A 24,541-nucleotide genomic window follows, 5' to 3' on the forward strand; every position below is an offset into this window, starting at 1 on the left:
TGGAAGTCACCCCGCGCGACGGTCTGCAACCAGTACTGCTTCGATACCATCTGAGCGTGAGGGTTGTCGTCGGGGTCACGGACAGTCGCTGGGCCACCTTCCTGCGCGACCGGCCGGCGATCAGCGAGGCAAACTTCTGGCAGCCCTCGCCCCACGGCTTCAAGGCCCTTACCGAAGGCGAGCCGTTCCTGTTCAAGACCAAGCATCCGCGGAAGTATCCGGGGCTGGATATGCCGGGCTATTCGCTCGTGGGCGGTGGATTCTTCGAGCAATACTTCGAGATGCCAGTCAGTGAGGCTTGGGCCATCTGGGGCCACGGCAACGGTGTCGGTAGCGAGCAGGAGCTCCTCCTTCGAGTCCGGGCATTTCACAACCCGAAGGACCACGCGTCATTGCCCGACCCGATGATTGGGTGCGTCATCCTCCGCAACATCTTCTTTGCTCAACCGGGCGATGAACTTCCCCAACCGCCCAACTGGGCAGCAAGCAACGTCACGATTGAGGGTTACGAGACGCTCGGTCGCAACCGGAAGGCTGACTCCGAGTACGTATTCGAGGCCTTCCAACTCCTACAAGGGCGGGCACGAGTCGACCTCTTCTGGGACGCCGACCTCACCGGTGTGGAGACTGCGTGGGACGGCCCAAAGTACGGCGCCCCCGTCCTCACCCGTCCTCGCATGGGACAGGGACGGTTTCGGCGTGCGGTCGACGAAGCCTACTCTTACCGTTGCGCGGTCACGGGAAGCGGAACCTACCCAAGCCTCGAAGCTGCCCATATTCGGGACTTCGCGCTTGACGGGGGCGCCCACGCCGTATCCAACGCGCTCTTGCTGCGATCCGACGTTCACACTCTGTATGATCGCGGCTACCTCGGGATAGACGCCGACCTGCGCCTTCGGGTTAGCCCTGAGTTGCGCGCACATGGCTGGAACGGCGTCGAGTTCTACGAGAGGGAGACCTCCGGCTTCCGGATCACCGTGCCGGAGTCGTCTCACCTTCAACCAGATCGAGAAGCCCTCGATTGGCACTTCAAGACGAAGTTTCGCGCCGCCTAGAACTGGCCCTCGCCGACAGGCAGCCGACCCGGACCCACTTGGCCGGACCTCGTGGATCGCAGCCAGGTGCACCGGTACAACGACCGGTGATGGCCGCAAGGTTCCGGCAACAGCTACCGCGACATGGAGGCCTTCATCAACCGCGTCACCGACTGCCCTTTGAGCGCGCATCGGCGCCACCTGGGGGTGGTGACAGACCGCGCTACGCCGCCCGCCGGATCGGCCCCAGCCAGGGCTCGAACCCATCCTCGAACGCCTCCCAGAACCAGCCCCGCTCGGCCAGTTCGGCGTCGGTGAGCAGGCAGGCCTGGAAGGCGGCGGCGAGCGCGTCGCGGCCGTCGTCGAGGCCGGTCACCACGATCCGGGTCAGTGGTTGCTCGCCGCTGTCCCAGGTCTCCTCGCCGCCGATGCTGAGCTGGCCGCCGGCGCCGTCCCAGACACAGACCTGGTGGGGCCGGGTCGGCAACCAGAAGCAACCGCGGGAGCGCCGGGGACCGCCGCCCAGCACCTCGACGAAATCATTGAGCCGGTCGGGGTGCAGCGGACGGTCGGAGCGCACGTCGAGCACCCACGCCGCACCGGTCGCGACGGGCAGGTCGCCGCGACGGACGTCGGCGACCCAGGCCTCGCTGGCCTGGCAGTCGTGGACGCCGTCCGCCAGCACAGCGGCGTCCAGATCGGCCACCGAGTCGACGAAGGCCGCGCCGGGTCGCATCAGGACGGCCAGCAGGTCGCGAGCCTCGGGCTCCACCGGCTGCGGGGTGAAGACCAGGTCGGCGTACTCGACCATGCCGCACAGCGTCTCGGCCAGGCCGCGGCCGTCGTCGTCGCGCACCGGCAGGTCCAGCTCGCACAGCGTCTCGCCGGTCCGCAGGTCGTCGCCCAGCGACGCCCCGTCCACGGCGGTCACCACCGCACTCACCCGGACGTGCGGCAGCTGGCCGGGCACCCAGGCCGCCACCCGGCAGACCTGGGCGGCGGTGGCGGTGGTCGGCAGCTGTGCGACGATCGCGGTCCAGGCGCCGGAGGCGGCCAGCCGCTCCAGCGTGGGCACCACGTCCTCGCGCATCGCACAGCTGGCGCAGGCGTGGTCGAGTTCCAGTTCCTCGCGCTCCAGGACGCCGGTCACGTCCGACACCGTGCGGATCAGGACGTCCCGCTCCGGGTCGAGGTCATGGCGGACGGCTACCGCCCGCGGCAGGTCCCAGCCCAGCGCGGCCGAGGCCACCGCCATGGTGTCGGCGTCCACCCCGCAGACCAGGATGACCGGCACCCGTCCGATCGCCTGCCCAGTCATCCCTGGCGCGCCTTCATCCGCGGGTTGCGCTTGTTGATCACGAACACCCGGCCGCGGCGGCGGACGATCTGCGCCCCAGGCAGCTTCTTCAGGGCGCGCAGCGAGTTGCGGACCTTCATCGTGCGCTCTCCTTCCCGGCGGACGCGGCACCGGTCTGGCCGTAGCGTCGCCTGAAGCGCTCGACGCGGCCCTCGCTGTCGATCACCCGGGAGCGACCGGTCCACAGCGGGTGACTGGCGCTGGAGATCTCGACGTCGATCAGCGGGTAGGTCTGGCCCTCGAACTCGATGGTGCCGGTGGCGGCCGCGGTCGAGCGGGTGAGGAAGACCCGATCGGCCGACTTATCGCGGAAGACGACCGGACGGTAGGTGGTGATGGTGTGGTTCATGACTCCTGCTACTATCGATAACGATTCTTAATCGTATCACGAGGAGCACCATGTCCCGCACCTGCCAGGTGGCCGGAGCCCAGCCAGGCTTCGGGAACAACGTCTCGCACTCCCACCGGCACACCCGGCGCCGCTGGGACGTCAACGTCCAGTCGAAGCGCTACTGGGTGCCGTCCCTGAGGCGCGAGGTCACCCTCACCGTCAGCACTCGCGGCATCAAGACCGTCGACGCCCGGGGCATCGACGCGGTGGTCCACGACCTGCTGGCCCAGGGGGTGCGGCTCTGATGGCGTCCAAGGGCAAGGAGAACCGGCCGATCGTCAAGCTGCGCTCCACCGCCGGCACCGGCTACACCTACGTCACCCGCAAGAACCGCCGCAACGACCCCGAGCGGCTGACCCTGCGCAAGTTCGATCCGATCGTCCGCCGCCACGTCGAGTTCAGGGAGTCCCGCTGATGGCCAAACGCTCGAAGATCGTCGCCAACGAACGCCGTAAGACCACCGTCGCGCGCTACGCCGGACGGCGGGCCGAACTGCGGGAGGCGATCCGCACCGCCACGACCCCCGAGGAGCGGGAGGTCGCCCAGCGGCAACTTCAGCGGCTGCCGCGCAATGCCAGCCCGGTGCGGGTCCGCAACCGGGATGTCGTGGACGGACGCCCGCGCGGCTTCCTGCGGGTGGCGGGCGTCTCACGGGTGCGGTTCCGGGAGATGGCGCACCGCGGCGAGTTGCCGGGGATCACCAAATCCTCCTGGTAGTCGCCGCCAACACCCCTGCTAGCATTGCTGTCAGGAGGTGGCGCGGATGGGAACTCTGACGATCCGGCAGCTCGACGAACGCACCCACGCCCGGCTGCGTGGTCGCGCCGCGAAGCACGGCCGCTCGGTCGAAGCCGAGGTGCGGGCGATCCTGGACGCTGCCGTCGACCTGCCGGAACAGAATTTCCTGCTGGCTCTCCAGGCGGCGGTCTCGGAGGTCGGCGGCGTCGACCTGGACCTGCCTGAGCGGAGCGAACCGCCCCAACCAGTCGAGTTCTCGTGATCATCGCGGACACCAACGTCGTCTCGGAGTTCATGAGAGACGCTCCCGATCCCACCGTCCTCGCCTGGGCTCAAAAGCTGAACCCGGCAGCACTGTCGATCTGCGTCGTGACGGTCGAGAAGATCGAGCGGGGCCTCGGCCGCCTACCCCAGGGCAAGCGTCGTCGCGACCTCAAAGCTCGCTGGAAGGCCCACCTCGATGCCTTCGCCGAGACCGTCGAAGCCTACGATCTTCCTGCCGCTCAAGCGACAGCACGCGTCCTGGTCCAGGCGGAATCCTCCGGGCGGCCGATCTCGCACGCCAACGCGCAGATCGCCGGCGTCTGCCTCGCCCACGGGCACGACCTCGCGACCCGCAACGGACGCGACTTCGCTCAGGTTTGCGGGCTCACTGTCATCAACCCCTTCGCCTACCTGGTCTGACACCGCCCCGTCGCCCTTGTCGCAGCCCGGTGCAAGAATCGGTTCATGGCGGACCTGCCCTATCGTCCAGTTCGGCCACCGGCGGCGTTCAGCGCCACGGTGGTCTGCCGCTGGGATGCGTCCTTCCTCGGCGGGCTGCACCTGGTGCCCGACGGCTGCGTCGAGCTGATGTGGCTGGAGGGTCGCGGGGTGATCGTCTGCGGCCCGGAGACCGGAGCCTGGGGAGCCTCCTACGCCCGCCGGATCGAGGGGGCGGGCGTCAGGCTGCGTCCAGGAGCGGCCGCTGCGGCGCTGCACGTCGATGTCTCCGAACTGCGCGATCGCCGGATACAGGCGGCGGACCTGTGGGGGTCGGCGGTCGCCCGGCGGCTGGACGAGCAACTGCAGGAGCGGCCCGCAGCCGGACGGTCGGAGATCCTGCTGCGGCTTGTCCACGGCATCGATGCGCCAGCGGAGGCCGCTCCCCTGATGGCGGCGGTCGCACGGGGTGCTTCGGTCGCCGGCCTCGCGCTCGCGACCGGTGTCAGCGAGCGGCAGTTGCAGCGGCGCAGTCGTCAGCTGTTCGGCTACGGCCTGACCACCCTGCGCGCCGTGCTGCGGCTGCAGCGGGTCATGGCTTTGGCGACCACCCACCGCGAGAACACGATCGCCGACCTGGCGAGTGCGGCCGGCTACGCCGACCACTCACACCTCGCCCGTGACTCCGCCCGGCTGACCGGGCTCACCCCGTCGGAACTGTTCGCCTCCCAGGCACCCAGCTGGCACGGCAGCGGCTCGGTGGTGACGATGTCGGATTCGTCCAAGCCAAACCGCGGTCGGGCGGCCTAATCTGACCGCATGACAACCGTGAAAATGGCGATGTTCACCATCGACTGCGCCGACCCGAAGGCACTGGGCGCGTTCTACCGGGATCTGCTCGGTTGGCAGGTCACCTACGACTCCGATGACGCGGTCATGCTGAGCAACGGCGAGGGTGCCGCCCTCGGTTTCGGCAGGATCGAGAACTACCAGCCGCCGCAGTGGCCCGACCCCGGCGCGAAACAGTTCCACCTCGACCTCGACACCGCCGACATCCCGGCGGCCGAGGCACGGGCGGTCGAACTGGGTGCGACCGTCCCGGAGTTCCAGCCTGGCCAGACCTGGCGGGTGCTGCTCGATCCGGCGGGCCACCCGTTCTGCCTGGCGAACTGGTCGGCGTCCCAGGGCTGACGAACCGCTCGCCAGACCGCATCGTCCGCTGTCAAATGGTATTGCTTGGTCAGTGCGTCCTGTGACGTCGTCCGGGTGTGGCCCGGTCGCCAAAGGCGTGCTCTCAGCCCTGTCGATCCTGCAGGGAACCATTGAGGACGCCGAACCCCACTGAGGGCCCGCCAGTAAACAGCCGGTGCGTGGCGCACCCTAAGCAGGACTACCCCTCGACTAACGCCCCCGCCGAGCATGGAATTCACCATCAGCTATCTCGGGGGGAGATATGAGACCAGCTCTTCAATTCAGCCTGCTTGCCGTGCTGCTACTGTCCGCCTGCAGCAGCCCAGCCGCACCCGCCATCGAAGCCGTCGAGGCCGCGGCACCAGCGGCATCGTCTGCTCCAGCCTCCGCCGCACCGGTGGCGCCAAGTCCGGCTCCGCCATCGCCGACCATCGAGGTCACGCCGGCGATCACCCTGGCGGACACCGTGCCGGACGGAGCCTGGAGCGGCTCCGACAAGGTCACCAAGGTCAAGGGCAACGTCAAGGGTTGGTGGGATCCCCCGCCCAAGAAGGGCAACGAATCCACCGGCGACCCCTGGGTTTTCAACTCCACCTGCACCGACACGCTGTGCACGGGAACCATCACCCGGGCATCCGACGACGGGCTGCCCGCCCGCGACTTCACCTGGGACGGCACCGCGCTGACGATCACCCGCCCCGCCTTCGAAGGCAGCTGGGAATGCCAGACCGACGGGATACCGAACGGCGAATCCTGGGATTGGGCCGTCACGTGGACCTACAAGACCACGGTGAAGACCGACGCCGATGGCCGGGTGACCACGATCACGGTCGATTCAACGCTGACCGGCAAGGGACAGGGCAAGACCAACAAGAAGCTGTGCGGTGACGGCGTCAAGCCCGGCTCCCAGACCCTGCGGAGCACGGTGACGCCCGTCTCCTGAGCGCCGGACGGTTGAGTTCGGCGTCAGGCGGCCCGGCGGGAGCCGCCGCGGCGATGGGCCTGGCGGGAGAACGCCACCGCTCCCCCGCTGGCTGAATCGGAGCGGGACTGACGAGCCTGGCCCTGCCGTGCCCGGGAGCCCGCGGGTCGCGCGGCACCGGCCGCAGCACTGCCGGATCGGCCCGAACCGGCCTTCCGGTTGCGATTGCCCCGGGACGCACTGGACTGGGGGGCCGGTCGCGGTTCGCCACGGCGGGCGGCGGCAGCGGGCGCGTCCTGGAGGGCGACCGTCTCGGCGACGGGTCCGGCGAGTTCCCGGAGCGCCTCGTCCCCTGGCCGTACGGACACCGGTGCTACCGAGATCTTCGCGGCCCGCGACAGTGACTGGAAGTCCTTGCGCTGCTCAGGCAGGACGAGGGTGACCACGTCACCGGCCTGGCCGGCCCGCGCCGTGCGGCCGGAGCGGTGCAGATAGGCCTTGTGCTCGGCCGGCGGATCGACGTGGACGACCAGTTCGACGTCGTCGACGTGGATGCCGCGGGCGGCGATGTCGGTCGCCACCATCACCCGCACCTGCCCGTCGGCGAAGGCCTTGAGGCCGCGTTCGCGGGCGTTCTGGGAGAGGTTGCCGTGCAGTTCGACGGCAGGAATGCCGTCCGCGGTGAGTTCGCGGGCAAGCTTGCGCGCCTGGTGCTTGGTGCGCGTGAACAGCAGTCGGCGTTCGGTTCCGGCGGCGAGTTCGCGGACCACCTGCCGCTTCTGGCCGGGGTCGGCGACCAGCAGGACGTGGTGGGTCATCGCGGCGACCGGGGACGAGACCGCGTCCACGCTGTGTTCGAGCGGACGGTTCAGGAACCGCTTCACCAGCTTGTCGATCCCACCGTCCAGGGTGGCGGAGAACAGCATCCGCTGCGTGCCGGCCGGGGTGGCCGCCAAGATTCGGGTGACGCCCGGCAGGAAACCGAGGTCGGCCATGTGGTCGGCCTCGTCGAGGACGGTGATCGCCACCGCGTCCAGCCGCACCTCGCCCTGGCCCATCAGGTCCTCCAGGCGTCCGGGAGTGGCCACCACGATGTCGACGCCGCGGCGCAACTGCCGCACCTGTCCGGCCTGGCTGACCCCGCCGAAGATGGTCATCACCCGCAGCCCGGCGGCGACCGCCAGCGGCTCAATGGTGGCCAGGATCTGGTTGGCCAGCTCGCGAGTGGGAGCGAGCACCAGGCCGCGCGGCGCGCCCGGGCGACTCGGTCTGGCGGCGACACCGGGCACCAATCCGGCCAGCCGGGCGACCAGCGGCAGCGAGAACGCGAGAGTCTTACCGGAGCCGGTACGGCCGCGTCCCAGGACGTCCCGGCCGTCGAGGGTATCGGGCAGGGTGGCGGTCTGGATCGGGAAGGGTGCGTTGATCCCCTGCTGGGTGAGCGGGGCGATCAGCCTGGTGGGGACGCCCAGCGACGCAAAGGTCGCGGGCACGGAATCACGACGTGACAAGGAAACACTGCTTTCAGCAACGATGGTTCACCACGGTCCAAGTCGGCTCGCGTCTGCGCTGGCGAAGCCAGCGGCGCGGTGCACGAAAGTGGTGCGATGTCGGGTCGCGACGTCCGCGCCCTGTCGTCCAGTCTCTCACACCGCGCTAGATGATGCAGAACTCGTTGCCTTCGGGGTCCCGCATCACAATCCAGTGGCCGGAGATCTCGTCGTCGAAAACCTCGCCCTGGGTGGCGCCGGCGGCCACCAGCAGATCGGCCTTCGCCTGCAGCGCCGCCATGTCCTTGTTCTCCCGCGAGGTGGAGACCCGGACGTCAAGATGAACACGGTTCTTGGCTGTCTTCGGCTCCGGAACTTTCTGGATGAAGATCCGCGGCCCGAGCCCGTCAGGGTCGATGATGGCGTTGGCGTCGTTCCAGCGCTCCGGCGGCAATCCCCAGGCGGTCAGCGCCTCGTCCCAGGTCTGGTGCGGAGCCGGCGGTGGTTCGCGGACGTAGCCGAGCGCGACCGCCCAGAACTCGCCGAGCGCCAGCGGGTCCGCAGCGTCCATGGTGACCGAGAACTTCTGATCCACACGGCAAGCCTTGCCCCTGGCGACCGGTGAGGCAAGCCCTCGCTCCCCCTCGTTCCATCCAGGTTGGCAGGATTACGGCGTTCACCGACCTCACCGCGGTCGTCCAGCCTGGTGTGGATGGACCCACGCGACGGCCGGTCACCCCAGCCGAAGCCCGCCGGGCGACAGCCGTCCCTGGTTCAGGCTGACCGGCGACGACGTGCCCAGGTCCGTGTCGCCGCTCCCGCCAAGCCACGTAGGCTCGGTTCATGGATTCTCTGGGGTACCGCGAGGAACAGCCTGAACGCGTGGAGATCGACGCGCTGCCCGGCGCCGCGCTGCTGGTGTTCGGGACGAACTGGTGCGGCTACTGCCGAGCTGCGCACCGTCCGCTGGAGACTGCGCTCGCCGAGCATCCCGACCTGCGGGTGATCAAGGTGGAGGACGGCCCGGGACGTCCGCTGGGCCGCTCGTTCCGGGTGAAGCTGTGGCCGTCGCTGATCTTCCTGCGGGACGGTGCCGAGGTCGACCGGTTGATCCGTCCGAACAAGGCCGAGCCGATCATCGCCGCCCTGCAGCAGCTCGATCCGCCGGTCGTCGCCTCGTGAACCGGTACGCCGCGTTGCTGCGCGGGATCTCCCCCAGTGGCCGGAACCAGTCCAACGACCAGTTGCGCGGAGTGTTCGAGCGGCTCGGCTTCCAGAAGGTGGGCTCAGTACTTGCCAGTGGGAACCTGGTCTTCACCAGCCCGGAAACCGAGCTGCCGGCGCTCGAGCAGGCGATCGAGCGGGCGCTCACCGCCGACCTGGGCCTCGCCAGCCAGGTGAACGTCCGCTCGCAGCCGGAGTTGGCGGCTCTGCTGGCCAGTGACCCGTTCGCCGGGCTGAGCCATGGCCGTGGCAGCTACCTGACCGCGACCTTCCTCAAGGATGTGCCTGCCACCCCGCCGTCGGCCACGCACCTCGGCGGCCTCACCGAGGTGGTCGGCTATCACGCGAGATCCCGGGCGATCCTGGCGGTCACCGACAACAGCGAACCCGGCCGGACCCCGGACTTCATGATCTGGCTGGAGAAGAACTACGGCAAGGGCATCACGACCCGCACCTGGCTCACCGTCGGGCGCATCGTGAAGAAGCTCGAGAGTCTCTAGCAGCAGCACCCTGTGAGGTGTCAGGGCATCCCGACCGTTGGACGGGACGAGACGTCCCGGCGGCCTCCGGGAGCTCCGCAAAGCCGCCGCCGGACTGGACGCAGCGCGCACCGGCTTGAGCAACCTCCCGTCCCCGCTTGTCACCACACCGGACGGGGGTACTCCTCAGTGGGTGTCACCGCCTGCAGCCGCGTGAGGTTGTACAGGTTCCAGCCGGCGATCGCCACGAAGACCACACCGGTGAGGTAGAAGATCGGGGTGGCGAAGACCTGGGGCATGGAGAGCACCCACATGTTCGCGCCGGGCAGGAAGGTGTTGATCGTGCCGGCCAGGATGATGATGCCGAGTCCGAGGCTCGTCCCGCGCCGGGTGCCGTTCGTCACGCCGCGCCGGAGCCAGAGCACGCCAGGGGCGGAGGCGATGAGCATGTTCGTGAAGAGGAACCACTGCATGATGCTGCCGGGTCCCATGAAGCTGATGAGGATGTTGACCAGCATGTACATCGCGAACAGCTGGATGATGATGAAGACAACCGCCTGTCGGACGGTCACCTGGTCCTTGACGTAGTCGCCGAAGATCTCCTGGCGCTCGACGGTGATGACCTTGTAGATGTTGTAGACCTCGAACAGGTTCCACACGATCAGTGCGATGCCAACGACCCAGAAGAACCAGTACCCGGTGCGCGCGCCGGCGAGCAGCATGATGACCGCCCACGAGCTGTCGTGGGCGAAGTAGAAGGTGTGCATCCACACCGGGTAGGGCGCCATTCCCTCCCGACGGATCAGCTTGAAGGACCAGATGTACTCCAGGAACCCGATGATGAACGTGACCGCCGCCGAGATCAGCAGCGGGACATTGTCAAAGGTGAAGGCATTCTGAAGCGTGTCGTACCAAGCGGGCATCATGACTCCTCACACGGTCGCCCATAAACTGTACGATCGGTAAGTTAATCCTCAACTGTACGATTGGCAAGTTCAGGTCGCGCCAGGCAACGCCGGTGCTGGACAATGTGCGGGGAGGACGCGATGGATGACCGAGATCCCAAGGCACTCAAACGCACGCGCGGCGGACGGGAGCGACTGCTGAACGTGGCGGCCGAGTTGTTCAACACCAACGGACTGTCGGCAACCTCCCTGCAGATGATCGCCGACCGACTGGGTGTGACGAAGCCCGCCCTGTACCACCACTTCCGCTCACGTGACGACATCGTGCGAGCCCTGATGAAGCCCGTCGTCGAGGATGCGGGCGAGGCCACCCGCCGCTTCGACGAGCTCCCGGCCCGCGACCGCCCCGCAGCGGCACGCACGTTCTACACCGACTTCGTCATCACGCACCGCCAGGTGATCCACATGGTCTTCTTCGACCGGAAGGCCATGCCAGGCAGCCTGCCCGACACCGTCGACACCCTGGCCGACCGCGTCTCACAGGCTCTGGCCGGGTCCGACGACCCGCGGGCCGTCGCTGCGGGCTTCACCCTGGTCTATGGCATCGCCGCATTGGTCGCGCGTCGCCCGGACCTCGATGATGCGGAGATGCGCGGGCTCGTGACCGGCATCTTCGAGACCCTCACTCAGCTCCCCGGCTAAGGAAGCACTGACCGATGCTGTTCCGCGCCAGGACGTGCCCGGCGGGATGAGCTGCAAGGCCACATCTTGTGGCGATAAGTGGCTCCTGCGGCGCATGATTGATCAGTGGTCCCCAAAGCCGCCCCTTGCCTGCGACGGACTGCAGAGGGGGTAGGCATCGGCGACTCCAGCCCGAGGACGGACAGATCAACAAAGGCACCCAAACAGGGGCCAGTCCGAGGCAGAATCACACCCCCGGGGCAGAGCGCTACCAGTATCAACGTCGGCTGGCCTTGTTTCGCTTGTCGCGCCACCTGATGTAGGGAAGCGAGAGGACCAGGCCAATGATCGGCCAGGACAACACCCGGCCGATCAGCCGGACGACGTCCTCGGGTTCCACGTACATGTCGGAGGGCCAGGCGCCCATGAGGGTGCCGTTGATGACGAGCCGGTCGCCCTCGCGGTGGATGGTGTTCACCGCCATGACGGTCGAACCGGTCTCGTTCAGGACCCGGGCTGGTTCCTGCTGTTTGGCTCCGGCTTTGTCCTCGCCGGTGGCCGCTGTGAAGCTCATGGTCTTGCCGTTCCTTTCGAGTGTCCGTTGACGAAGGTGCACGCGCCGGGTCGGACAGGTTGGGGCACGCCCGTCCGGCCCGGTGTGCGTCGAGGTGCTGCCTGCTCAGCGGCGGGCGCCGACGGTCTGCTTCGACTTGGCGCCGGCAGCGTCGAGGACGCCGTCCTTCTTCATGGCGTTGATGCAGATCTGCGGCGGCCGTCCGTTGACGCCGGGGCCGGGGTGGTTCGACGAGCCGCACAGGTAGAGCCGCTTGATCGGTGCCCGGAAGTTCGACATGCCCTTGACCGGGCGGTGGTCGAACATCTGGTTGAGCTGAACCATGCCGTGGGTCCAGGTGCCGCCGGTGTTGTGGTACAGCTTCTCGTAGTCGGGCGGGGCCATCATCTTCCAGTCGTCGATGCAGTCGCGGAAGTCGGGCATGAACAGCTCGTAGTAGTCGCAGATGTTGCTGAAGATCTCCTGCTTGGTCGCTTCATAGTCCTTCGGCGCGATGCCCATCGGCCAGGACGGAGACACACAGAACGTGCCCGTGTGATGCCCCGGGGGAGCCAGGGTCGGGTCGAGCATGCTGGGGAAGTAGAGCCCAGTGCCCAGGACCTTCGGGACGCGTCCGAACTTGGTGTCGTCCCAGGCCTGCTCGAACTGCTCGCAGCTGCCCATCGTCCAGATCTGGAACCTCCAGTCGTCGTGGTTGAGGTGTTCGTACTCGTCCCGGAAGGTGGGCAGCCGGTTGAACGCCAGGTACGTCTGGGTGATGACGTCGGTGTAGTTGATGTTCTTGATCGCGTCGACCAGCCAGGTGGGCGTGTCGTCCTCGCCGACGAGGTTGATGAACGTGTTGTAGTCGTCCAGGCTGGACACCACGACATCGGCGCTGATCTCGGTTCCGTCCTTGAGTCGCACACCGACCGCGGTGCCGTCGCGGACCAGGATCTTGGCGACCTCGGTGTTCTTCAGCAGCGTGCCGCCGTGGCCTTCGAACGAGCGGGCCAGCGCGTTCGAGAACTCACCCATGTGGCCCTTGCAGACCTTGAACTGCGAGCCGGTCGCGCCCTCGCCTGCCTCCGGGGTACCGAAGTGGTAGGCCAGCGTCAGAGCCGAGCCCGGCGTCATCGGACCGCCGAAGAAGCCGTCGGTGCACATGCCAGCGAGATAGCCGCGGAGCACCGACTCGTTCTCGTCCGGGAAGAACCGGTTGGCGAGTTCCTTCGTCGTGCCATACATCAGCATCGACATGGCGGTCTGGGCCTCATGGCTGGGCATCGAGTCGATGATCTGGCCGATGGCGATCGGCTCGTTCGCAAGGGCGTACGACATACCCAGGCTGAACGGCTCGAGGTACTTCATGAAGTCGATGAAGTGCTGCCGGGTGGCCTTGCCGAAGCTGCCCTCGATGTCTTCGAGCGTTTCGAGCGGGTTGTTGTACATTCGGAACACCGGATCGGTCGGCTTCGTCGGCAGGATCACGCCGACGTGCTTGGGGTCCATCAGTTCCAGGCCGTACTTGTCGAGCTGGAGCGTGTTGAGCAACTTGTCGATCTGGGCGAACATCAGGAACCACATGCCCCGGTTGTGCACGTAGCCGGGGATGTCATGAGCGTTCGAAGCCAGACCACCCACGTGGTCGTTCAGCTCCGTGCAGCAGACGTTCTTGCCTTGCGCCTGCAGTAGTCCGGCGGTCATCAGACCGTTGGGGCCCCCGCCGATGACGAGGACGTCGTAGTCAGACATCTGAGTCTTTCCTCTCTGTTGTAGCGCAGCCCGAACGGGCCACGTGTCGACCAGCAGCCCGGGTTAGGCAGCGGACTGCTCGTGGAGCCCTCGTCCCAGAACCGGCTCGCGCCACGTTGCGCCACTTCCGGAACGGGAGTCTCTCGATACTTGCGATCGGGACGGTGCCTCTCTGCGCCTCCGCACCGTCCTGCTGGTAGGGACTGTTGGCCCGACGTCGTGCCGGCGGGGGCCAGACCATATCTGGGACGATATCCCATTTAGTGATCGTCTTGATTACACCACTCGATGAGGACGGAGGCAAGGGTTCTTGGCTGGCCACTGTGGCGACGGGGATCCTGGTCGGACGGATCCATGGGTCCGAGTGCCGATGACGGACCCGCGACCCAAGGGGGTAGACACTGGGCACTGTGAGTGGGCAGCGCAAAGAAGGACGGGCACAAGGATGACGGCAACCCAGGACACGTCCACCGGGCGACGCTCCGACGCGGAACGCAACGACTCCCGGATCCTGGACGCGGCGATCCGCCTGATCGGCAGGAACGGGGGTGTGGTGTCCCTTCCCGAGGTGGCCAAAGAAGCGGGCATCGGGCGCAGCACGGTGTACCGGAGGTTCGGCTCGGCCGCCGAGTTGCAGAGTCGAGCCGCCGCCAAGCTCATCTGCGACCAGATCGAGCCCACCATCAGACAAGCCGACGAGAACAGCGACCCACTGGCGGGCTACTACGCGATCGGGCTCGCCCTGATCAACAGCGTCGAACAACTACCCGACGCCAGCGTCCGGCTGTCCGACCTGCTCGAGGAGTACCTCAGCCGATACGAAGGCACCCTGGAGCACATCATGCGCAACGGCCAACGCCAAGGCCGACTGCGTCCCGACTTCGCCACCGACGACATCGCCAACTTCACCGTCGCCACCCTCGCCGCACTCGCCCTCACCCGCCTCCCCACCAGGGCGGTCGACCGCTACCTGGCCATCCTGTTCGACGGACTGAGCCGGACCGACAGCCAGACCCTCCCTGAGGAGTGAACGAATGGCCTCCCGCGACCAGTGAAGCGAGAGCCGAAGTTGCCGGTCGCCTTGAGCGTGACCATCGAAACTCTCCGGCGGTTGCGTCAGAGCCGATAGAGCCGCATCGCCGTGGCGACGGCGCGCTGCAGGTTGGCGGCACCATCAGCCAGCGCGGAGGCGAGGTCGCACGGCCCGGTGGTGATCGGGACGACCGCGGCGAACCCGTTGCCGACCAGCACGTCGGCATCCTCGCCCAGACGTCCGGCGAAGGCGATCACCGGCACTCCGGACGCGTCTGCCACCTCGGCCACCCCGGCCGGGGTCTTCCCCGCCAGAGTCTGGGCGTCGATCGACCCTTCACCGGTGAGCACCAGGTCGGCGTCAGCAATGTGAGCGGTCAGACCGACCGCCTCGGCAACAACCTCCACGCCGCGGCGTCGGCGGCCGTGCAGGGCCAGCAGCGCCGCGCCGAGGCCTCCGGCAGCCCCGCCCCCGGCAGGTCGCGGACGTCCGGCGCCCCGGCCACGACCAGCGCGGCCGAGATCTGGGTCAGCACGCCGTCCAGGATCGGCACCTGTTCAGGAGTGGCACCCTTCTGCGGTCCGAATACCGCGACCGCGCCGGTGGGCCCGAGCAGCGGGTTGGTGACATCGCAAGCGAGTTGGATGTCGACCTCGGCCAGGCGAGCGTCCAGGGCGTCGAGGTCCACCCGGTCAAGGTCGCGCATCGCCGCAGGACGCGGCTCGAGCACCGCGCCGTCCGGTGCCCGCCAGACAGCCCCGAGCCCGGCGAGCAGCCCGGCTCCCCCATCGGTGGTCGCCGAGCCGCCCAGGCCGACGATCAGCCGGCCAAGGTGCTCGCAGTCACCCGGAAGGCGATCACGAGCGCCTGCAAGGTGATCATGCGTGCCGACGACTCGAGCGGCATCATCGGGGACGCGATCCGGCAACTGCTCGAGCTGCACGCGCAGCTGGTTCGCACCGCGCCGCCGCCGTACCGCAAGCTCGTCGACTGGATGGTCCGCTTCCAGTTCGACAACGAGTGCGACTTCTTCGAGATCGACCCGGTCGCCTACGCTCCCGCGCTCGGTGAACGTAGTCTGGCCGTCGGCCACCAGGCCGCCAAGGCGTCCGGGTGCTGGTGCGAGCTGCTGGCCGAGCACCCACACTGGAACGCCGTCCCCGCCTTCAGCTTGAGTTCGACAAGGCCGGGCCGCCGTAGTCGAAGGTAGACGCCTTTTCAGGCCCACAGTGTGGAGATCGGCGCAGCGACGATCCGCTCCCCCAGCTCGAAGTCGTTTGGTCCGGTATGGAGGACGAGCCCCACGGTGAACTGATCGCCGAGCCGGTCGCGCAGCCAGACCAGGTGGCGAGCGTCGTCCGCGGCAGGCGATGCGGTCGCCTTGATCTCGATCCCGGCCACGCGACCTCCGCCGTACTCGATCACCAGGTCGACCTCATGCCGTCCGCCCTTGTCCCGCAGGTGGAACAGCCGGGGCCGCCGCGCCGAGACCGTGAGTTCCGGCCGCAGTTGCATGGCGACGAAACTCTCGATGATTCGGCCGAGCAGGTTGCCGTCGCGGAGGATCTCGTCGGTCCCGAGGCGCAACGCCGTGGCCATCAACGCGGTGTCCACCAGGTACCGCTTCTCGAGCGAGACCAGCCTGGTCAGGCGGTTGGACCACCAGGCGGGCACCGTTTCGACCATGAACAGACGCTCGAGGAGCTGCCAGTAAGCGTGGGCCGTCCGCCGGTCGATTCGAACGCTGTCCAGGATCGTCGAGTCATCGACCACCCCAGCGTTGTTCACCGCGATCGCCTCGACGTAGGTCGCGAACCGCCCGGAGTCGATGCCAGCGCGTAGCAGCGCCGCGTCGTGGTGCACCAGCTCATCGAGGTAGCTCTCCAGCCACAACTGCCGACCGGTGCCCTCGCGGTTCAGCACGGGATCTGGGAACCCGCCGGCCGTCGCCAGCTCGACGTAGTCGGCGAGATCCACGCGAGCACCCGTGGCGGGACCGAAGGCGGACGCGTCGGCAGCGTGCAGGCGATCCACCAGGAGTCGTGCGGGCGCTGCCGGCAGCGCCTCCCGGACCGTCATGCCCCACATGGGGATGCGAGTGATCCGGCCCGTGCCTGGCCAGGAGTTCTGGGTCAGTTCGGCTGACACCGAGCCGGTCAGGATGAACCTCCCGGGCCGCGGGTCCGCGTCCACCGCTCGCTTGACCGCAGCAAGGACGCCGGGCACATCCTGCCACTCGTCCAGCAGGGCCGGCTTCTCGAGGCGTCCCAGGGCGACGTCGGGATCTGCCCGGAAAGCCGCGGCCTCGGCATCACGATTGAGCCGGACCACACTCGCCGCGTGCCGAGCGGCCGTCGTCGTCTTGCCGCATGCCCGCGGCCCCGCCAGCAGCACGGCCGGCAACTGCTCAATGGCGGAGTCCAGCCGGTCGTCCACCAACCTCGTCCGGTACGCCGCAGGTGGCTCGGCCTTGGGGTTCATGGCTCGATGCTACTTTGGTCCACCACCTAATGTCACTCTGGCCCACCACCGGATGCCGGTTTGGTCCAGCGTTTGAACTAGCGTTCCACGACGGCGCGACGCCGGTCGGCTTTGTGGTCGTAGCCATCGTCCCAATCGAGCGTGCCGAAGGACTTGTCCGAATCGGGGTCGGTTTTCGCTTAGTGGGAAGGCGAAGAGTTTCGGGCGGTGGCCACCGAGGCCGCGCTCAGCCGTTTGCCCTAGCCACGGCGGTGAAACGGCTGGTGGGCCCACTGGGCATCGAACCCGGAACCCGCGGAAACTAGAAGTCAGCGGTTTGGGGGAGGTGGCTCTGGTGTGCTCGGGCTGGTTCGGACGGCTCCACGGACCGACCGGAAGGGCGATCTCGGAGTGAGGGACTGTTCCGACCCGTCCAGTCGATGCGGTCGCTGGGCGTTGTCGGCAGTCGCGAGTAGCGTTGCTCGGCTCAGCACCAAGGTTGATCAAGGAGGGAACCGTGGCCGATCCACAGCGCATCTTGCTGGCGGGCGACTTGCACATGAACACGCTGGCCGCGATCCAGGTGATCGACCACGCGCAGACCGTCGGAGCCGATCTGATCCTGCAGGTCGGCGACTTCGGCTTCTGGCCACGCGGCAACGAATCCGGCCGCAAGTACCTGCGGAAGGTCGACGCGAAGCTCGCCGCGTCCGGCCTGGACCTGTGGTTCATCCCCGGCAACCACGAGGACTGGCCTGCACTCGCCCAAGTGCCGGTTGGACCGGATGGCCTGCGGATCGTCACCGAGCATATTCGCGGGATCCCCGTCGGTTATCGCTGGGTGTGGGAGTCGACACGCTGGCTCGGGATCGGTGGCGCACCATCGATCGACAAACACCTGAGAACCGAAGGCGTCGACTGGTTCCCCGACGAGGAGGCGACCGAGGCGCAGGCCGCTTCGATCATCGCTGCTGGGGCTGCCGACGTCGTCGTCGCACACGATGCTCCCCTGGGCACGGAGTTCCTCCGGACTCGTTTCCAGCAGGATCTCGAGCCTTGGGAACGCCAGACGTGGTGGCCGGCTGGAGCGATCGGACAGGCGGACGAGCACCAGGACAGGCTCCGTCGCATCCTGGACGGGGTCGAAGCCCAGCGCTGGTTCCACGGACACCACCACGTCCGCTACTCGTCGACGATCGCGGCCACTCACGGCGAAGTCCAGGTTGAAGGGCTCGCACTGGACGGCGCGTCACTCAAGGGCTTGACCCTGCTGGTCGACGGCGACGGCGCCCGGATCATTGTGGAGTCGTGACCCGGACGGGTCCGGGCTTTAGCTATCTGGGACGCCCCTCGCGACTGCTGCCGCGAACAGTGCGATAGCCGTCCGCGCGGCGAGGTCAGCCTCTGCCTCTCCGACCGGCCGGGCGTCGTAGCGCTGCTGGTTACGGGATCTACGCAGTTGGTCGAAGCGCCGCGCGTCCCGATCACCGGGCGGTCGGTCCATGACCGCGCGCAGGAAGCGCCCGACAGCTTCATGCTGGCCCGGACCGCTCAGCGTGCGGTAGCCGAACGCCGCGAGCACGGCCTCCCCGACGTCATGGCACGCGTCATAGGCGAGGTTGTAGCGGTTCTGCGGCTTGGTCAGATGCGGCAGATCGGCGATCACATCCTGTGCCTGCCTCATGAAGATGAGCGCCTTGGCGAGATCGGCCGGGACGGCAGCGATGCGTCCATGCGCAACGAGGTCGTCAACGGCTCGCTGCTGCTCCGTCGTGAGGGTGCTCAACGCCATGGGAGTTCACCCGTAACAAGCACGATCGGGTTGGCCCGGACGTGATCGAGGAAGCCCGACTCGCGGCTCAGCTCCTCGTGAGTGATGATCGTCGGGTTCACCGGCCGTCCGACCAACTGCTCAACACGTTCACACGCGTCGTACACCGCCGCTGCGTCGGGAGTGCCCACGACCATGACGTCGATGTCTTGGGGGGCTGGCCCGTCGATGCCCTGCATGCGTGCGGCGAAGGAGCCGTACAGGAATGCAGACTCGACACCAGGCACCGCCGCGAACTCCTCAGCGAGCAGCGCCACCGGCCCTGTAGCGACCAGCAGGATCTGCCGCAGTGGATCGGTCAGCGGACTGTCCGGATTAGCCCGGATCAGGCGACTTCGCCCCACCCCGCGCTCTGCGAGGATGCCGGCGTCGAGTAGGCGAGTGACTTCTCGATGGGCAGTCGGATAGGCGAGGTGAGCGCGTGCCGCGAGGTCGGTGATGCTCAGCTCGGCCTCTCCCAGCAGCAGGACGGCGAGGAGGCGCGCCTGACCCTCCGACCGGAACACCGGCGCGAGCAACGGAGCCTCTGTTCTCATATAACGGATGTTATTATCCGGTATATCGATAGTCAAGAGCGCTGGCTGAGCCGGCTCGAAGTCTGGAAAGAAGCTGGGGTTGCGGTTCAGCGGTCTGGCCCAGGTGCTTCCTGCAAGGCCGCCGGGTGCAGCCATCGCTTCAGCGGGGTCCGCAACCTACAGAGCATCGCCAACAAGCCTTGACAAGCGCTCTGCGATCTGACGATCCCTGTCCTTCGCGGCATGCTGATAGAGCTGGGCCGCCACCGAGGTGGAGCGCCCCAACCTTGCCTGAAGCTCGGCCGTCGTAGCACCAACCTGGGCGGCCATCGTTGCGCCGGTGTGGCGGAGGTCGTGCCACTTCAAGTCGTTGCGGCCGGCCGCCCTCGCCTTCGAGAAGTGGCCGAACATCACTGAGTGCCACATGTGGCCGTGGGCCTCGCCCGGGAACAGCAGCGAGTTCGGTCCGGGCTGGACGTAGGTCGCCAGGTGCTCCTCGACGATCGGCCACACGTGTGGCGGGATCGAGACGTCGCGGTAGCCGGCGTCCGACTTCGGCGGGCCGACCACGGCGCCGCCTGGCGGGAACGTCACGGCCCGGCGCACCTTGATCTGGTGGATCGCCACGACGATGTCCTTCCGGCGCAACTCGGCGAGCTCTCCGTAGCGCAGCGCGCACCACGCGGCGATCCAGACGGCGGCGCGGAGCCTCGGCGGCATGTTGTCGGCGATCAGCTCGATCTCCGCCGGCGTCGCCGGCTCGACCGGACGCTTGGTCGTCGTCGCACCGGCGCCGCGGATGTGGACGGGAGAGGCCGTGATGAGTTCGTCGTCGACGGCACTGTTCATGATCGCCCGCAGGAGGCCGTACGCCTTCGTCCGGGCTCTCGGGGTCACCTTAGCCAAGCTCGCGTGCCAGGTGCGGACGTCGGTACGGGTGATCCGATCGATGGGACGGCTCCCGAAAGTCGGGTCCAGGTACGTGGCCAGCACCTGTCGATAGTCCTTCTTGGTCAGAGCCCGCAGAGGCTCGCCCTTGGAATTGCGGCGCTCGTCGATCCAGCGGGACGCGTACTCGCCGAACAGCTCCCCCGGCTCGGCCTGGATCCGGGCCTCCTCTGCGCGCTCAACGGGCGAGAGCCAGCGTTCGTTGTCGGTTGTGGCCCGGTCGATCAGCTTCTTCTCGTTGTGCAGCCAGATGATCGCCGAGTCCTTCACTTCGAAGGTCACCGGCGCCTTGTGCCGGGCCAGGTCCGGCCCGGTGAAGCTAGCCTGGTAGCGGCCCGAGGGCAGCTTCCGGATGTAGCCGAAGTCTCTCCGCTCAGCCATCCGAGGCCTCCAGATCGCGCTATTTCGTGCGATCTACGTGCGATAAGACAGCCTACGAGCGACCTCACGTGACCACAAGAGCGACTGACCTGAGAGAGCGTTTCCCCTAGTCGTGACGCTGAAACTGCTGGTGGGCCCACTGGGAATCGAACCCAGAACCCGCGGATTAAAAGTCCGCTGCTCTGCCAATTGAGCTATAGGCCCTGCGTCCACATCGTACCGGCGGTGGCTGGGCCGTGCACACTTGAGTCATGGACGCGGGCATCTGGGGCATCGTGGCCGTCCTGGTCATCGGGACGGCGGTGGTCGCCTACGGCTGGCTGTCCGACCGGGCCACCACCAGGCGGCAGCAGGACCTGCTTGCCAACCCGCCCGACCGGACGATTCCCCGCTTTCAGCCGGGCGAGCAACGACCCCGCTACCTCAGCGAGCTTGAGGCGGCCGTGCATCCGGAAGGACGGCCGTTAGCCGAACTCGACGAGGCGACCCGCAGCCAGCTGACCGCGCGCATCACAGCGACCGCGAGTGTCCCGGCCGGGTGGGCGGCGTCGGGATTCGTCACCGACGAACCCTCGGGCTGGGCGGTCCACGAACAGCCTCTCGTCCTGGTGTGCGCGGACGGCCTGACAACCGTCCGTGAGCTGCTCCCGGCGCTGAAGCTGGCCCGGGACGCCAGCCGTCCGCTGGTGGTGGTTGCGCCCCAGGCCGATGCCCAGGTGCTGGGCACCCTGCAGGCCAATCAGGTTCAGGGCACGCTGCCCTGCCTGCTGGTGCTCCTGCCTGACCGCGATCAGCGGCGCTCGCTGTGTTCGCTCACCGGTGGCCACCTGGTGGAGGCCGACGACCTGCGGGCCGACTGGCTGCCGGCCGACCAGCTCGGCAGCTGTGGCACCTGGCTGAGCGACGCCCGGAAGTCCTGGCCGCTTCCTGCTCAGCCAGCTCTCAAGTAACACTCAAGACCTGACGGCAAAGCTCAACCACCGCTCAAGGTGAGTTCCCGGACGCGCTCGCCGGCAGGTCGGACGCGGTCAGGCGTAGCCCAACTCGTCCAGTTCGCCGTCGTCGATACCGAAGAAGTGGGCCACCTCATGCCACACCGTGATCCGTACCTCCTCGACCACCTCATCGGCGTCCAGACAGTGCCGCAGCAGCGGCCCACGGAAGATGACGATTCGGTCAGGGAGCACGCCCCCATACTGAAAACTACGCTCTGACAAGGGAATACCGTCGTAGTAGCCGAACAACTCGGGGTCGGAGGGGGCAGGTTCGTCCTCAACGATCACCACACAGTTCTCGATCAGCCCGAGGAACCTCCCGGGGATCTCTGACAGGGCCTGGTCGACCAGGAGATCGAACTCCTCCGGGCTCATGTCCACTGCCATGCCACCACCCTAGGGCGTCAGGCAAAGCCCCCGCCGAGGCCCCCGCGCGTGGCTACGGCGGTGCTGGCGTCGAACCGGCCCGTGACGTCCACGCTCCGGTGTCCCTAGAGTCTCGACCCGTTGAGGTAGCTGGGGCGGGTGTGTCAGGTGGGTCAGGTGTGACGTGATCTGCCCGGCACGGGGAAGACCGGCCCCAGTGCCTCTCCCCCGGACTGAATGACTTCCCCCACGAGGAAAGGGACCAGACAGTGAGCAAGGTTCGCGCGGCGATCAGCTGGGCGGTGACGACGGCCATGCTGGCCGGCACCGCCGGGATCGCCTTGTCGACCTCCGCCGGTGCCGCGACCACGGTCCTCGCCGCCACGGTGAACGTCAACATCCGTTCCGGGCCCGGCACCTCCAACAAGATCCTGCGCACCCTGCAGAAGGGCGAACTCGTCCACGGCGCCGGCAAGGTCTCGGGCGACTGGCGGCCGATCGCCTTCGACAACACCACCGCCTATGTCTTCGCCGCCTACGTGACGACCGCCAAGACCACCACCGGTCCGATCATCGCCGGACCGGCCGGGACGAAGAAGACCACGGTGAACGTCAACGTCCGCGCCAAGGCCACGCTGAAGTCGGACATCGTCAAGGTGCTCACGAAGGGCGCCGCGGTGGACGTCACCGGCCGCGCCAGTGGCGCCTTCAGCGAGGTGAAGGTCGACGGCAAGGTCCGCTGGATGTACACCGCCTACCTGGCCAAGACCAGCACACCCGACCCGGAGCCCGACTCTCTCCCAGACATCGCGGGCACCTTCATCACCACCTCCCTGCTGGCAATGCGGACGTCGCCGGACCCGAACTCCAGCACGCTCGGTGACCTGCAGCCCAACACCACCGTCGGGCTCACCGGCAAGCACGAGGGCAGCTACAGCCAGATCGTCCACCAGGGCAAGGTCGCCTGGATCCTCTCCGGCTACCTGAAGCCGACCGCGCAGAGTGGCAACATCACACTGCCGACCTCCGTGGGCCTTCTCTACGTCACTGCCAGCGCGGTCAATGTCCGCGCCGACGCCACCGCGGACTCCGGCAAGCTCGCCACGCTCCAGAAGGGCGCCGTCCTGCAGTCCACCGGCACCAGCAAGAACAAGTTCACCCAGGTGATCTTCGCCGGCAAGCTGGCCTGGGTGGCCAGCGAGTACCTGAGCGCCACCAAGCCCGAGGAGTCCCTCGGCAGTTCCAGCCTGGACAAGCTGCAGCCGACCGCGAAGGCGTTCGTCCCGGTGATCCGGGAGAACTTCCCCCAGATCAAGACGATGTACGGCTGGCGGGCCTCCAGCGCCTACTCCTCCGACCATCCCAGTGGCCGGGCGCTCGACATCATGATCCCCTCCTACAAGACCAACAAGGCACTCGGTGACAAGATCGCTGACTTCGCCATCACCAACGCCAAGAAGTACAAGGTGAAGTACGTGATCTGGCGGCAGCGCAGCTACACCATCTCCCGCGGGACGTGGGTCAAGATGGCCGATCGCGGCAGTGACACCGAGAACCACTACGACCACGTTCACGTGTCGTTCCTGAGTTGACCACCCATCCCCCCGCCGGAGATACCGCGTGCGGCTGCCCTGAGCGGCCGCACGCGCCTCGCGGACGGCAGTAGCTCAGTGGAGCTTACGTCCCTCGTGGTCGCGCATGTTGCCAGAGATCATCATGATGAAGTCGGCGAAGCACCACAGCCCGAAGGCGATCCACAGCACCCAGAAGAACGGCGGCTGCAGGACGGACAGCACAATGCACAGCAGCAGCACCAGCATCGCCTTGAAGCCGGTGCGGCGATCGCCGATGTAGAACCGGCCGGCACCGATCCCGCCGAGGAAGAGTTGCAGGAAGGCCGCCACCCAGCGGCTGTGCGGTGAGAGCGCCTCACCGGTGTGCGGGTCGAGGTGGACCTTCCCGGACACCACGTGGTGCGGGACTACCACCATCGCGGGATCGGCGGGCGGCGGAGGCGAGGACGGCTGCTCGGCCGGGGCCGGATCAGGCTCGTCCCAGGCCGGGTACGGCGTGTAGGCCTCCTGCCCTGGCTCACGCTCAGGCTCGGGCACCGGGCGAGGCAACTCCGCACTACTCACAGCACAAGGGTAGTGCGCGTGGACAGCCCTCGCCGACGGCCGGTCAAGCCCTGGTCCAAGACCCGAGACAGGGACGGCACCGGCCAGGGGACGGTTCCGCGTCCCAGCGACGGACGGACGCGGCGGGCTGCACTGGGCCAGTGCACTGAGCCAGGGGACGGTTCCGCGTCCCGGCGACGGACGCGGCGGGCTGTGGCGAGGAATCGCGGCAGGGCCAGCGCCCCCGGAAGCCCGCAGCTACCAGCATCCGGATGGCTGAGGACACCGGCGGACACAGGAGCACTCGCCAGGCCCGGCATCGCCCGGGTTTTGGGGCTGGCTGCGGCCGGGCCGTATAGTTCACGGGTCAGGTCCCCATCGTCTAGCGGCCTAGGACACCGCCCTTTCAAGGCGGCAGCGCGGGTTCGAATCCCGTTGGGGATGCCAAGGGCCAAAGGCCGATCCTCCCGGCC

General features: G+C 67.6%; 31 protein-coding genes, 2 tRNA genes and 1 pseudogene. 18 read left to right on the forward strand and 16 right to left on the reverse strand.

The window, feature by feature from the left end; genetic code table 11:
• On the forward strand, window positions 1-1,055 hold a 1,055-nt coding region (locus tag VB080_RS10105; protein ID WP_323418319.1), incomplete at its 5' end, for an HNH endonuclease.
• 202 nt (window positions 1,056-1,257) lie between these two features.
• On the opposite strand, the gene VB080_RS10110 is transcribed toward VB080_RS10105, so the two are convergent.
• The 3 genes from VB080_RS10110 to VB080_RS10120 are packed head-to-tail and all read right to left on the reverse strand — an operon-like array spanning window position 1,258 to window position 2,740.
• Window positions 1,258-2,352 (reverse strand): GTP-binding protein, encoded by a 1,095-nt coding sequence (locus VB080_RS10110; RefSeq protein WP_323418320.1) that lies wholly within the window; start codon window positions 2,350-2,352, stop codon window positions 1,258-1,260.
• Complete coding sequence (ykgO, locus tag VB080_RS10115) at window positions 2,349-2,471, reverse strand: type B 50S ribosomal protein L36 (protein ID WP_323418321.1); 123 nt, start codon at window positions 2,469-2,471, stop codon at window positions 2,349-2,351. The genes VB080_RS10110 and ykgO overlap by 4 nt, the downstream gene beginning before the upstream one ends.
• On the reverse strand, window positions 2,468-2,740 hold the full coding sequence (locus VB080_RS10120; protein ID WP_323418322.1) for a type B 50S ribosomal protein L31: 273 nt from the start codon (window positions 2,738-2,740) through the stop codon (window positions 2,468-2,470). The genes ykgO and VB080_RS10120 overlap by 4 nt, the downstream gene beginning before the upstream one ends.
• Before the next feature lie 50 nt (window positions 2,741-2,790).
• Here VB080_RS10120 and rpmB point away from each other — a divergent pair, with 50 nt between their 5' ends.
• The 8 genes from rpmB (at window position 2,791) to VB080_RS10160 (ending at window position 6,356) form a co-directional block, all read left to right on the forward strand.
• Window positions 2,791-3,027, forward strand: coding sequence for a 50S ribosomal protein L28 (gene rpmB, locus VB080_RS10125; RefSeq protein ID WP_323418323.1), 237 nt, complete (start codon window positions 2,791-2,793; stop codon window positions 3,025-3,027).
• Entirely contained in the window at window positions 3,027-3,197 is a 171-nt protein-coding gene (rpmG, locus tag VB080_RS10130; protein WP_323418324.1) for a 50S ribosomal protein L33, read from the forward strand. Before rpmB ends, rpmG begins: the two co-directional genes overlap by 1 nt.
• Window positions 3,197-3,499: a 30S ribosomal protein S14 gene (gene rpsN, locus VB080_RS10135; RefSeq protein ID WP_323418325.1), complete on the forward strand. Its 303-nt coding sequence runs from the start codon at window positions 3,197-3,199 to the stop codon at window positions 3,497-3,499. Before rpmG ends, rpsN begins: the two co-directional genes overlap by 1 nt.
• A gap of 46 nt (window positions 3,500-3,545) precedes the next feature.
• Entirely contained in the window at window positions 3,546-3,782 is a 237-nt protein-coding gene (locus tag VB080_RS10140; protein WP_323418326.1) for a FitA-like ribbon-helix-helix domain-containing protein, read from the forward strand.
• Window positions 3,779-4,204, forward strand: coding sequence for a type II toxin-antitoxin system VapC family toxin (locus VB080_RS10145; protein WP_323418327.1), 426 nt, complete (start codon window positions 3,779-3,781; stop codon window positions 4,202-4,204). Before VB080_RS10140 ends, VB080_RS10145 begins: the two co-directional genes overlap by 4 nt.
• Before the next feature lie 45 nt (window positions 4,205-4,249).
• Entirely contained in the window at window positions 4,250-5,032 is a 783-nt protein-coding gene (locus tag VB080_RS10150; RefSeq protein WP_323418328.1) for a helix-turn-helix domain-containing protein, read from the forward strand.
• A gap of 9 nt (window positions 5,033-5,041) precedes the next feature.
• Window positions 5,042-5,413, forward strand: coding sequence for a VOC family protein (locus VB080_RS10155; protein ID WP_323418329.1), 372 nt, complete (start codon window positions 5,042-5,044; stop codon window positions 5,411-5,413).
• A 397-nt stretch (window positions 5,414-5,810) separates the two neighbouring features.
• Entirely contained in the window at window positions 5,811-6,356 is a 546-nt protein-coding gene (locus VB080_RS10160; protein ID WP_323418330.1) for a hypothetical protein, read from the forward strand.
• A gap of 23 nt (window positions 6,357-6,379) precedes the next feature.
• On the opposite strand, the gene VB080_RS10165 is transcribed toward VB080_RS10160, so the two are convergent.
• Together VB080_RS10165 and VB080_RS10170 are read right to left on the reverse strand one after the other, a co-directional pair.
• Window positions 6,380-7,828 (reverse strand): DEAD/DEAH box helicase, encoded by a 1,449-nt coding sequence (locus VB080_RS10165; protein WP_323418331.1) that lies wholly within the window; start codon window positions 7,826-7,828, stop codon window positions 6,380-6,382.
• A gap of 163 nt (window positions 7,829-7,991) precedes the next feature.
• Complete coding sequence (locus VB080_RS10170) at window positions 7,992-8,420, reverse strand: VOC family protein (RefSeq protein ID WP_323418332.1); 429 nt, start codon at window positions 8,418-8,420, stop codon at window positions 7,992-7,994.
• Window positions 8,421-8,668: 248 nt separating this feature from the next.
• Here VB080_RS10170 and VB080_RS10175 point away from each other — a divergent pair, with 248 nt between their 5' ends.
• The gene (locus VB080_RS10175; protein ID WP_323418333.1) at window positions 8,669-9,007 is read left to right on the forward strand and encodes a thioredoxin family protein; all 339 of its coding nucleotides are present in this window, start codon (window positions 8,669-8,671) and stop codon (window positions 9,005-9,007) included.
• Window positions 9,004-9,549, forward strand: coding sequence for a DUF1697 domain-containing protein (locus VB080_RS10180; protein ID WP_323418334.1), 546 nt, complete (start codon window positions 9,004-9,006; stop codon window positions 9,547-9,549). The genes VB080_RS10175 and VB080_RS10180 overlap by 4 nt, the downstream gene beginning before the upstream one ends.
• 140 nt (window positions 9,550-9,689) lie before the next feature.
• Here VB080_RS10180 and VB080_RS10185 read toward each other — a convergent pair whose 3' ends face one another.
• Entirely contained in the window at window positions 9,690-10,451 is a 762-nt protein-coding gene (locus VB080_RS10185) for a hypothetical protein (protein WP_323418335.1), read from the reverse strand.
• 123 nt (window positions 10,452-10,574) lie between these two features.
• Here VB080_RS10185 and VB080_RS10190 point away from each other — a divergent pair, with 123 nt between their 5' ends.
• The gene (locus VB080_RS10190; protein ID WP_323418336.1) at window positions 10,575-11,135 is read left to right on the forward strand and encodes a TetR/AcrR family transcriptional regulator; all 561 of its coding nucleotides are present in this window, start codon (window positions 10,575-10,577) and stop codon (window positions 11,133-11,135) included.
• Between the two features lie 256 nt (window positions 11,136-11,391).
• On the opposite strand, the gene VB080_RS10195 is transcribed toward VB080_RS10190, so the two are convergent.
• Window positions 11,392-11,688, reverse strand: coding sequence for a hypothetical protein (locus tag VB080_RS10195; protein WP_323418337.1), 297 nt, complete (start codon window positions 11,686-11,688; stop codon window positions 11,392-11,394).
• A gap of 105 nt (window positions 11,689-11,793) precedes the next feature.
• Entirely contained in the window at window positions 11,794-13,422 is a 1,629-nt protein-coding gene (locus VB080_RS10200; RefSeq protein ID WP_323418338.1) for an NAD(P)/FAD-dependent oxidoreductase, read from the reverse strand.
• A 445-nt stretch (window positions 13,423-13,867) separates the two neighbouring features.
• Here VB080_RS10200 and VB080_RS10205 point away from each other — a divergent pair, with 445 nt between their 5' ends.
• The gene (locus tag VB080_RS10205; protein ID WP_323418339.1) at window positions 13,868-14,452 is read left to right on the forward strand and encodes a helix-turn-helix domain-containing protein; all 585 of its coding nucleotides are present in this window, start codon (window positions 13,868-13,870) and stop codon (window positions 14,450-14,452) included.
• Between the two features lie 86 nt (window positions 14,453-14,538).
• On the opposite strand, the pseudogene VB080_RS10215 reads toward VB080_RS10205, so the two are convergent.
• A pseudogene (locus VB080_RS10215) lies at window positions 14,539-15,398 on the reverse strand (glycerate kinase).
• Between VB080_RS10215 and VB080_RS10220 the strand changes: the two are divergent.
• Entirely contained in the window at window positions 15,336-15,665 is a 330-nt protein-coding gene (locus tag VB080_RS10220) for a hypothetical protein (protein WP_323418357.1), read from the forward strand. The pseudogene VB080_RS10215 and the gene VB080_RS10220 overlap by 63 nt on opposite strands.
• Window positions 15,666-15,673: 8 nt before the next feature.
• On the opposite strand, the gene VB080_RS10225 is transcribed toward VB080_RS10220, so the two are convergent.
• Window positions 15,674-16,936, reverse strand: coding sequence for an ATP-binding protein (locus tag VB080_RS10225; RefSeq protein WP_323418340.1), 1,263 nt, complete (start codon window positions 16,934-16,936; stop codon window positions 15,674-15,676).
• A gap of 496 nt (window positions 16,937-17,432) precedes the next feature.
• On the opposite strand from VB080_RS10225, the gene VB080_RS10230 reads away from it, so the two are divergent.
• Window positions 17,433-18,227: a metallophosphoesterase family protein gene (locus VB080_RS10230; protein WP_323418341.1), complete on the forward strand. Its 795-nt coding sequence runs from the start codon at window positions 17,433-17,435 to the stop codon at window positions 18,225-18,227.
• Window positions 18,228-18,245: 18 nt separating this feature from the next.
• Here the strand turns inward: VB080_RS10230 and VB080_RS10235 are convergent, their stop codons facing one another.
• The 4 genes from VB080_RS10235 to VB080_RS10250 form a co-directional block, all read right to left on the reverse strand.
• Window positions 18,246-18,707, reverse strand: a complete 462-nt coding sequence (locus VB080_RS10235) for a hypothetical protein (RefSeq protein WP_323418342.1) — start codon at window positions 18,705-18,707, stop codon at window positions 18,246-18,248.
• Window positions 18,698-19,282 carry a winged helix-turn-helix domain-containing protein gene (locus tag VB080_RS10240; RefSeq protein ID WP_323418343.1) on the reverse strand — a complete coding sequence of 195 codons (585 nt, stop codon included), beginning with the start codon at window positions 19,280-19,282 and terminating at the stop codon, window positions 18,698-18,700. The genes VB080_RS10235 and VB080_RS10240 overlap by 10 nt, the downstream gene beginning before the upstream one ends.
• Before the next feature lie 156 nt (window positions 19,283-19,438).
• On the reverse strand, window positions 19,439-20,590 hold the full coding sequence (locus VB080_RS10245; RefSeq protein WP_323418344.1) for a tyrosine-type recombinase/integrase: 1,152 nt from the start codon (window positions 20,588-20,590) through the stop codon (window positions 19,439-19,441).
• 128 nt (window positions 20,591-20,718) lie between these two features.
• Window positions 20,719-20,794: transfer RNA gene (locus VB080_RS10250), tRNA-Lys, on the reverse strand.
• Window positions 20,795-20,841: 47 nt separating this feature from the next.
• Between VB080_RS10250 and VB080_RS10255 the strand changes: the two genes are divergently transcribed.
• Window positions 20,842-21,540 (forward strand): hypothetical protein, encoded by a 699-nt coding sequence (locus VB080_RS10255; RefSeq protein ID WP_323418345.1) that lies wholly within the window; start codon window positions 20,842-20,844, stop codon window positions 21,538-21,540.
• 78 nt (window positions 21,541-21,618) lie between these two features.
• On the opposite strand, the gene VB080_RS10260 is transcribed toward VB080_RS10255, so the two are convergent.
• Window positions 21,619-21,972, reverse strand: coding sequence for a metallopeptidase family protein (locus VB080_RS10260; protein ID WP_323418346.1), 354 nt, complete (start codon window positions 21,970-21,972; stop codon window positions 21,619-21,621).
• A 248-nt stretch (window positions 21,973-22,220) separates the two neighbouring features.
• On the opposite strand from VB080_RS10260, the gene VB080_RS10265 reads away from it, so the two are divergent.
• Window positions 22,221-23,543, forward strand: a complete 1,323-nt coding sequence (locus VB080_RS10265; protein ID WP_323418347.1) for an SH3 domain-containing protein — start codon at window positions 22,221-22,223, stop codon at window positions 23,541-23,543.
• A 75-nt stretch (window positions 23,544-23,618) separates the two neighbouring features.
• Here the strand turns inward: VB080_RS10265 and VB080_RS10270 are convergent, their stop codons facing one another.
• Entirely contained in the window at window positions 23,619-24,089 is a 471-nt protein-coding gene (locus VB080_RS10270) for a TM2 domain-containing protein (protein WP_323418348.1), read from the reverse strand.
• 350 nt (window positions 24,090-24,439) lie between these two features.
• Between VB080_RS10270 and VB080_RS10275 the strand changes: the two genes are divergently transcribed.
• Window positions 24,440-24,515, forward strand: a tRNA-Glu gene (locus tag VB080_RS10275).
• Window positions 24,516-24,541 lie beyond the last annotated feature (26 nt).

The organism is Propionicimonas sp. (assembly GCF_034927565.1).
Classification (GTDB): Bacteria; Actinomycetota; Actinomycetes; order Propionibacteriales; family Propionibacteriaceae; genus Propionicimonas.

Bases quoted from the DNA above. Each gene is read 5' to 3' on its own strand.
- VB080_RS10110 (WP_323418320.1), bottom strand. From the start codon at position 2,352: ATGACTGGGCAGGCGATCGGACGGGTGCCGGTCATCCTGGTCTGCGGG.
- ykgO (WP_323418321.1), bottom strand. From the start codon at position 2,471: ATGAAGGTCCGCAACTCGCTGCGCGCCCTGAAGAAGCTGCCTGGGGCG.
- VB080_RS10120 (WP_323418322.1), bottom strand. From the start codon at position 2,740: ATGAACCACACCATCACCACCTACCGTCCGGTCGTCTTCCGCGATAAG.
- rpmB (WP_323418323.1), top strand. From the start codon at position 2,791: ATGTCCCGCACCTGCCAGGTGGCCGGAGCCCAGCCAGGCTTCGGGAAC.
- rpmG (WP_323418324.1), top strand. From the start codon at position 3,027: ATGGCGTCCAAGGGCAAGGAGAACCGGCCGATCGTCAAGCTGCGCTCC.
- rpsN (WP_323418325.1), top strand. From the start codon at position 3,197: ATGGCCAAACGCTCGAAGATCGTCGCCAACGAACGCCGTAAGACCACC.
- VB080_RS10140 (WP_323418326.1), top strand. From the start codon at position 3,546: ATGGGAACTCTGACGATCCGGCAGCTCGACGAACGCACCCACGCCCGG.
- VB080_RS10150 (WP_323418328.1), top strand. From the start codon at position 4,250: ATGGCGGACCTGCCCTATCGTCCAGTTCGGCCACCGGCGGCGTTCAGC.
- VB080_RS10155 (WP_323418329.1), top strand. From the start codon at position 5,042: ATGACAACCGTGAAAATGGCGATGTTCACCATCGACTGCGCCGACCCG.
- VB080_RS10175 (WP_323418333.1), top strand. From the start codon at position 8,669: ATGGATTCTCTGGGGTACCGCGAGGAACAGCCTGAACGCGTGGAGATC.
- VB080_RS10185 (WP_323418335.1), bottom strand. From the start codon at position 10,451: ATGCCCGCTTGGTACGACACGCTTCAGAATGCCTTCACCTTTGACAAT.
- VB080_RS10190 (WP_323418336.1), top strand. From the start codon at position 10,575: ATGGATGACCGAGATCCCAAGGCACTCAAACGCACGCGCGGCGGACGG.
- VB080_RS10195 (WP_323418337.1), bottom strand. From the start codon at position 11,688: ATGAGCTTCACAGCGGCCACCGGCGAGGACAAAGCCGGAGCCAAACAG.
- VB080_RS10200 (WP_323418338.1), bottom strand. From the start codon at position 13,422: ATGTCTGACTACGACGTCCTCGTCATCGGCGGGGGCCCCAACGGTCTG.
- VB080_RS10205 (WP_323418339.1), top strand. From the start codon at position 13,868: ATGACGGCAACCCAGGACACGTCCACCGGGCGACGCTCCGACGCGGAA.
- VB080_RS10220 (WP_323418357.1), top strand. From the start codon at position 15,336: ATGCGTGCCGACGACTCGAGCGGCATCATCGGGGACGCGATCCGGCAA.
- VB080_RS10225 (WP_323418340.1), bottom strand. From the start codon at position 16,936: ATGAACCCCAAGGCCGAGCCACCTGCGGCGTACCGGACGAGGTTGGTG.
- VB080_RS10235 (WP_323418342.1), bottom strand. From the start codon at position 18,707: ATGGCGTTGAGCACCCTCACGACGGAGCAGCAGCGAGCCGTTGACGAC.
- VB080_RS10240 (WP_323418343.1), bottom strand. From the start codon at position 19,282: ATGAGAACAGAGGCTCCGTTGCTCGCGCCGGTGTTCCGGTCGGAGGGT.
- VB080_RS10245 (WP_323418344.1), bottom strand. From the start codon at position 20,590: ATGGCTGAGCGGAGAGACTTCGGCTACATCCGGAAGCTGCCCTCGGGC.
- VB080_RS10255 (WP_323418345.1), top strand. From the start codon at position 20,842: ATGGACGCGGGCATCTGGGGCATCGTGGCCGTCCTGGTCATCGGGACG.
- VB080_RS10260 (WP_323418346.1), bottom strand. From the start codon at position 21,972: ATGGCAGTGGACATGAGCCCGGAGGAGTTCGATCTCCTGGTCGACCAG.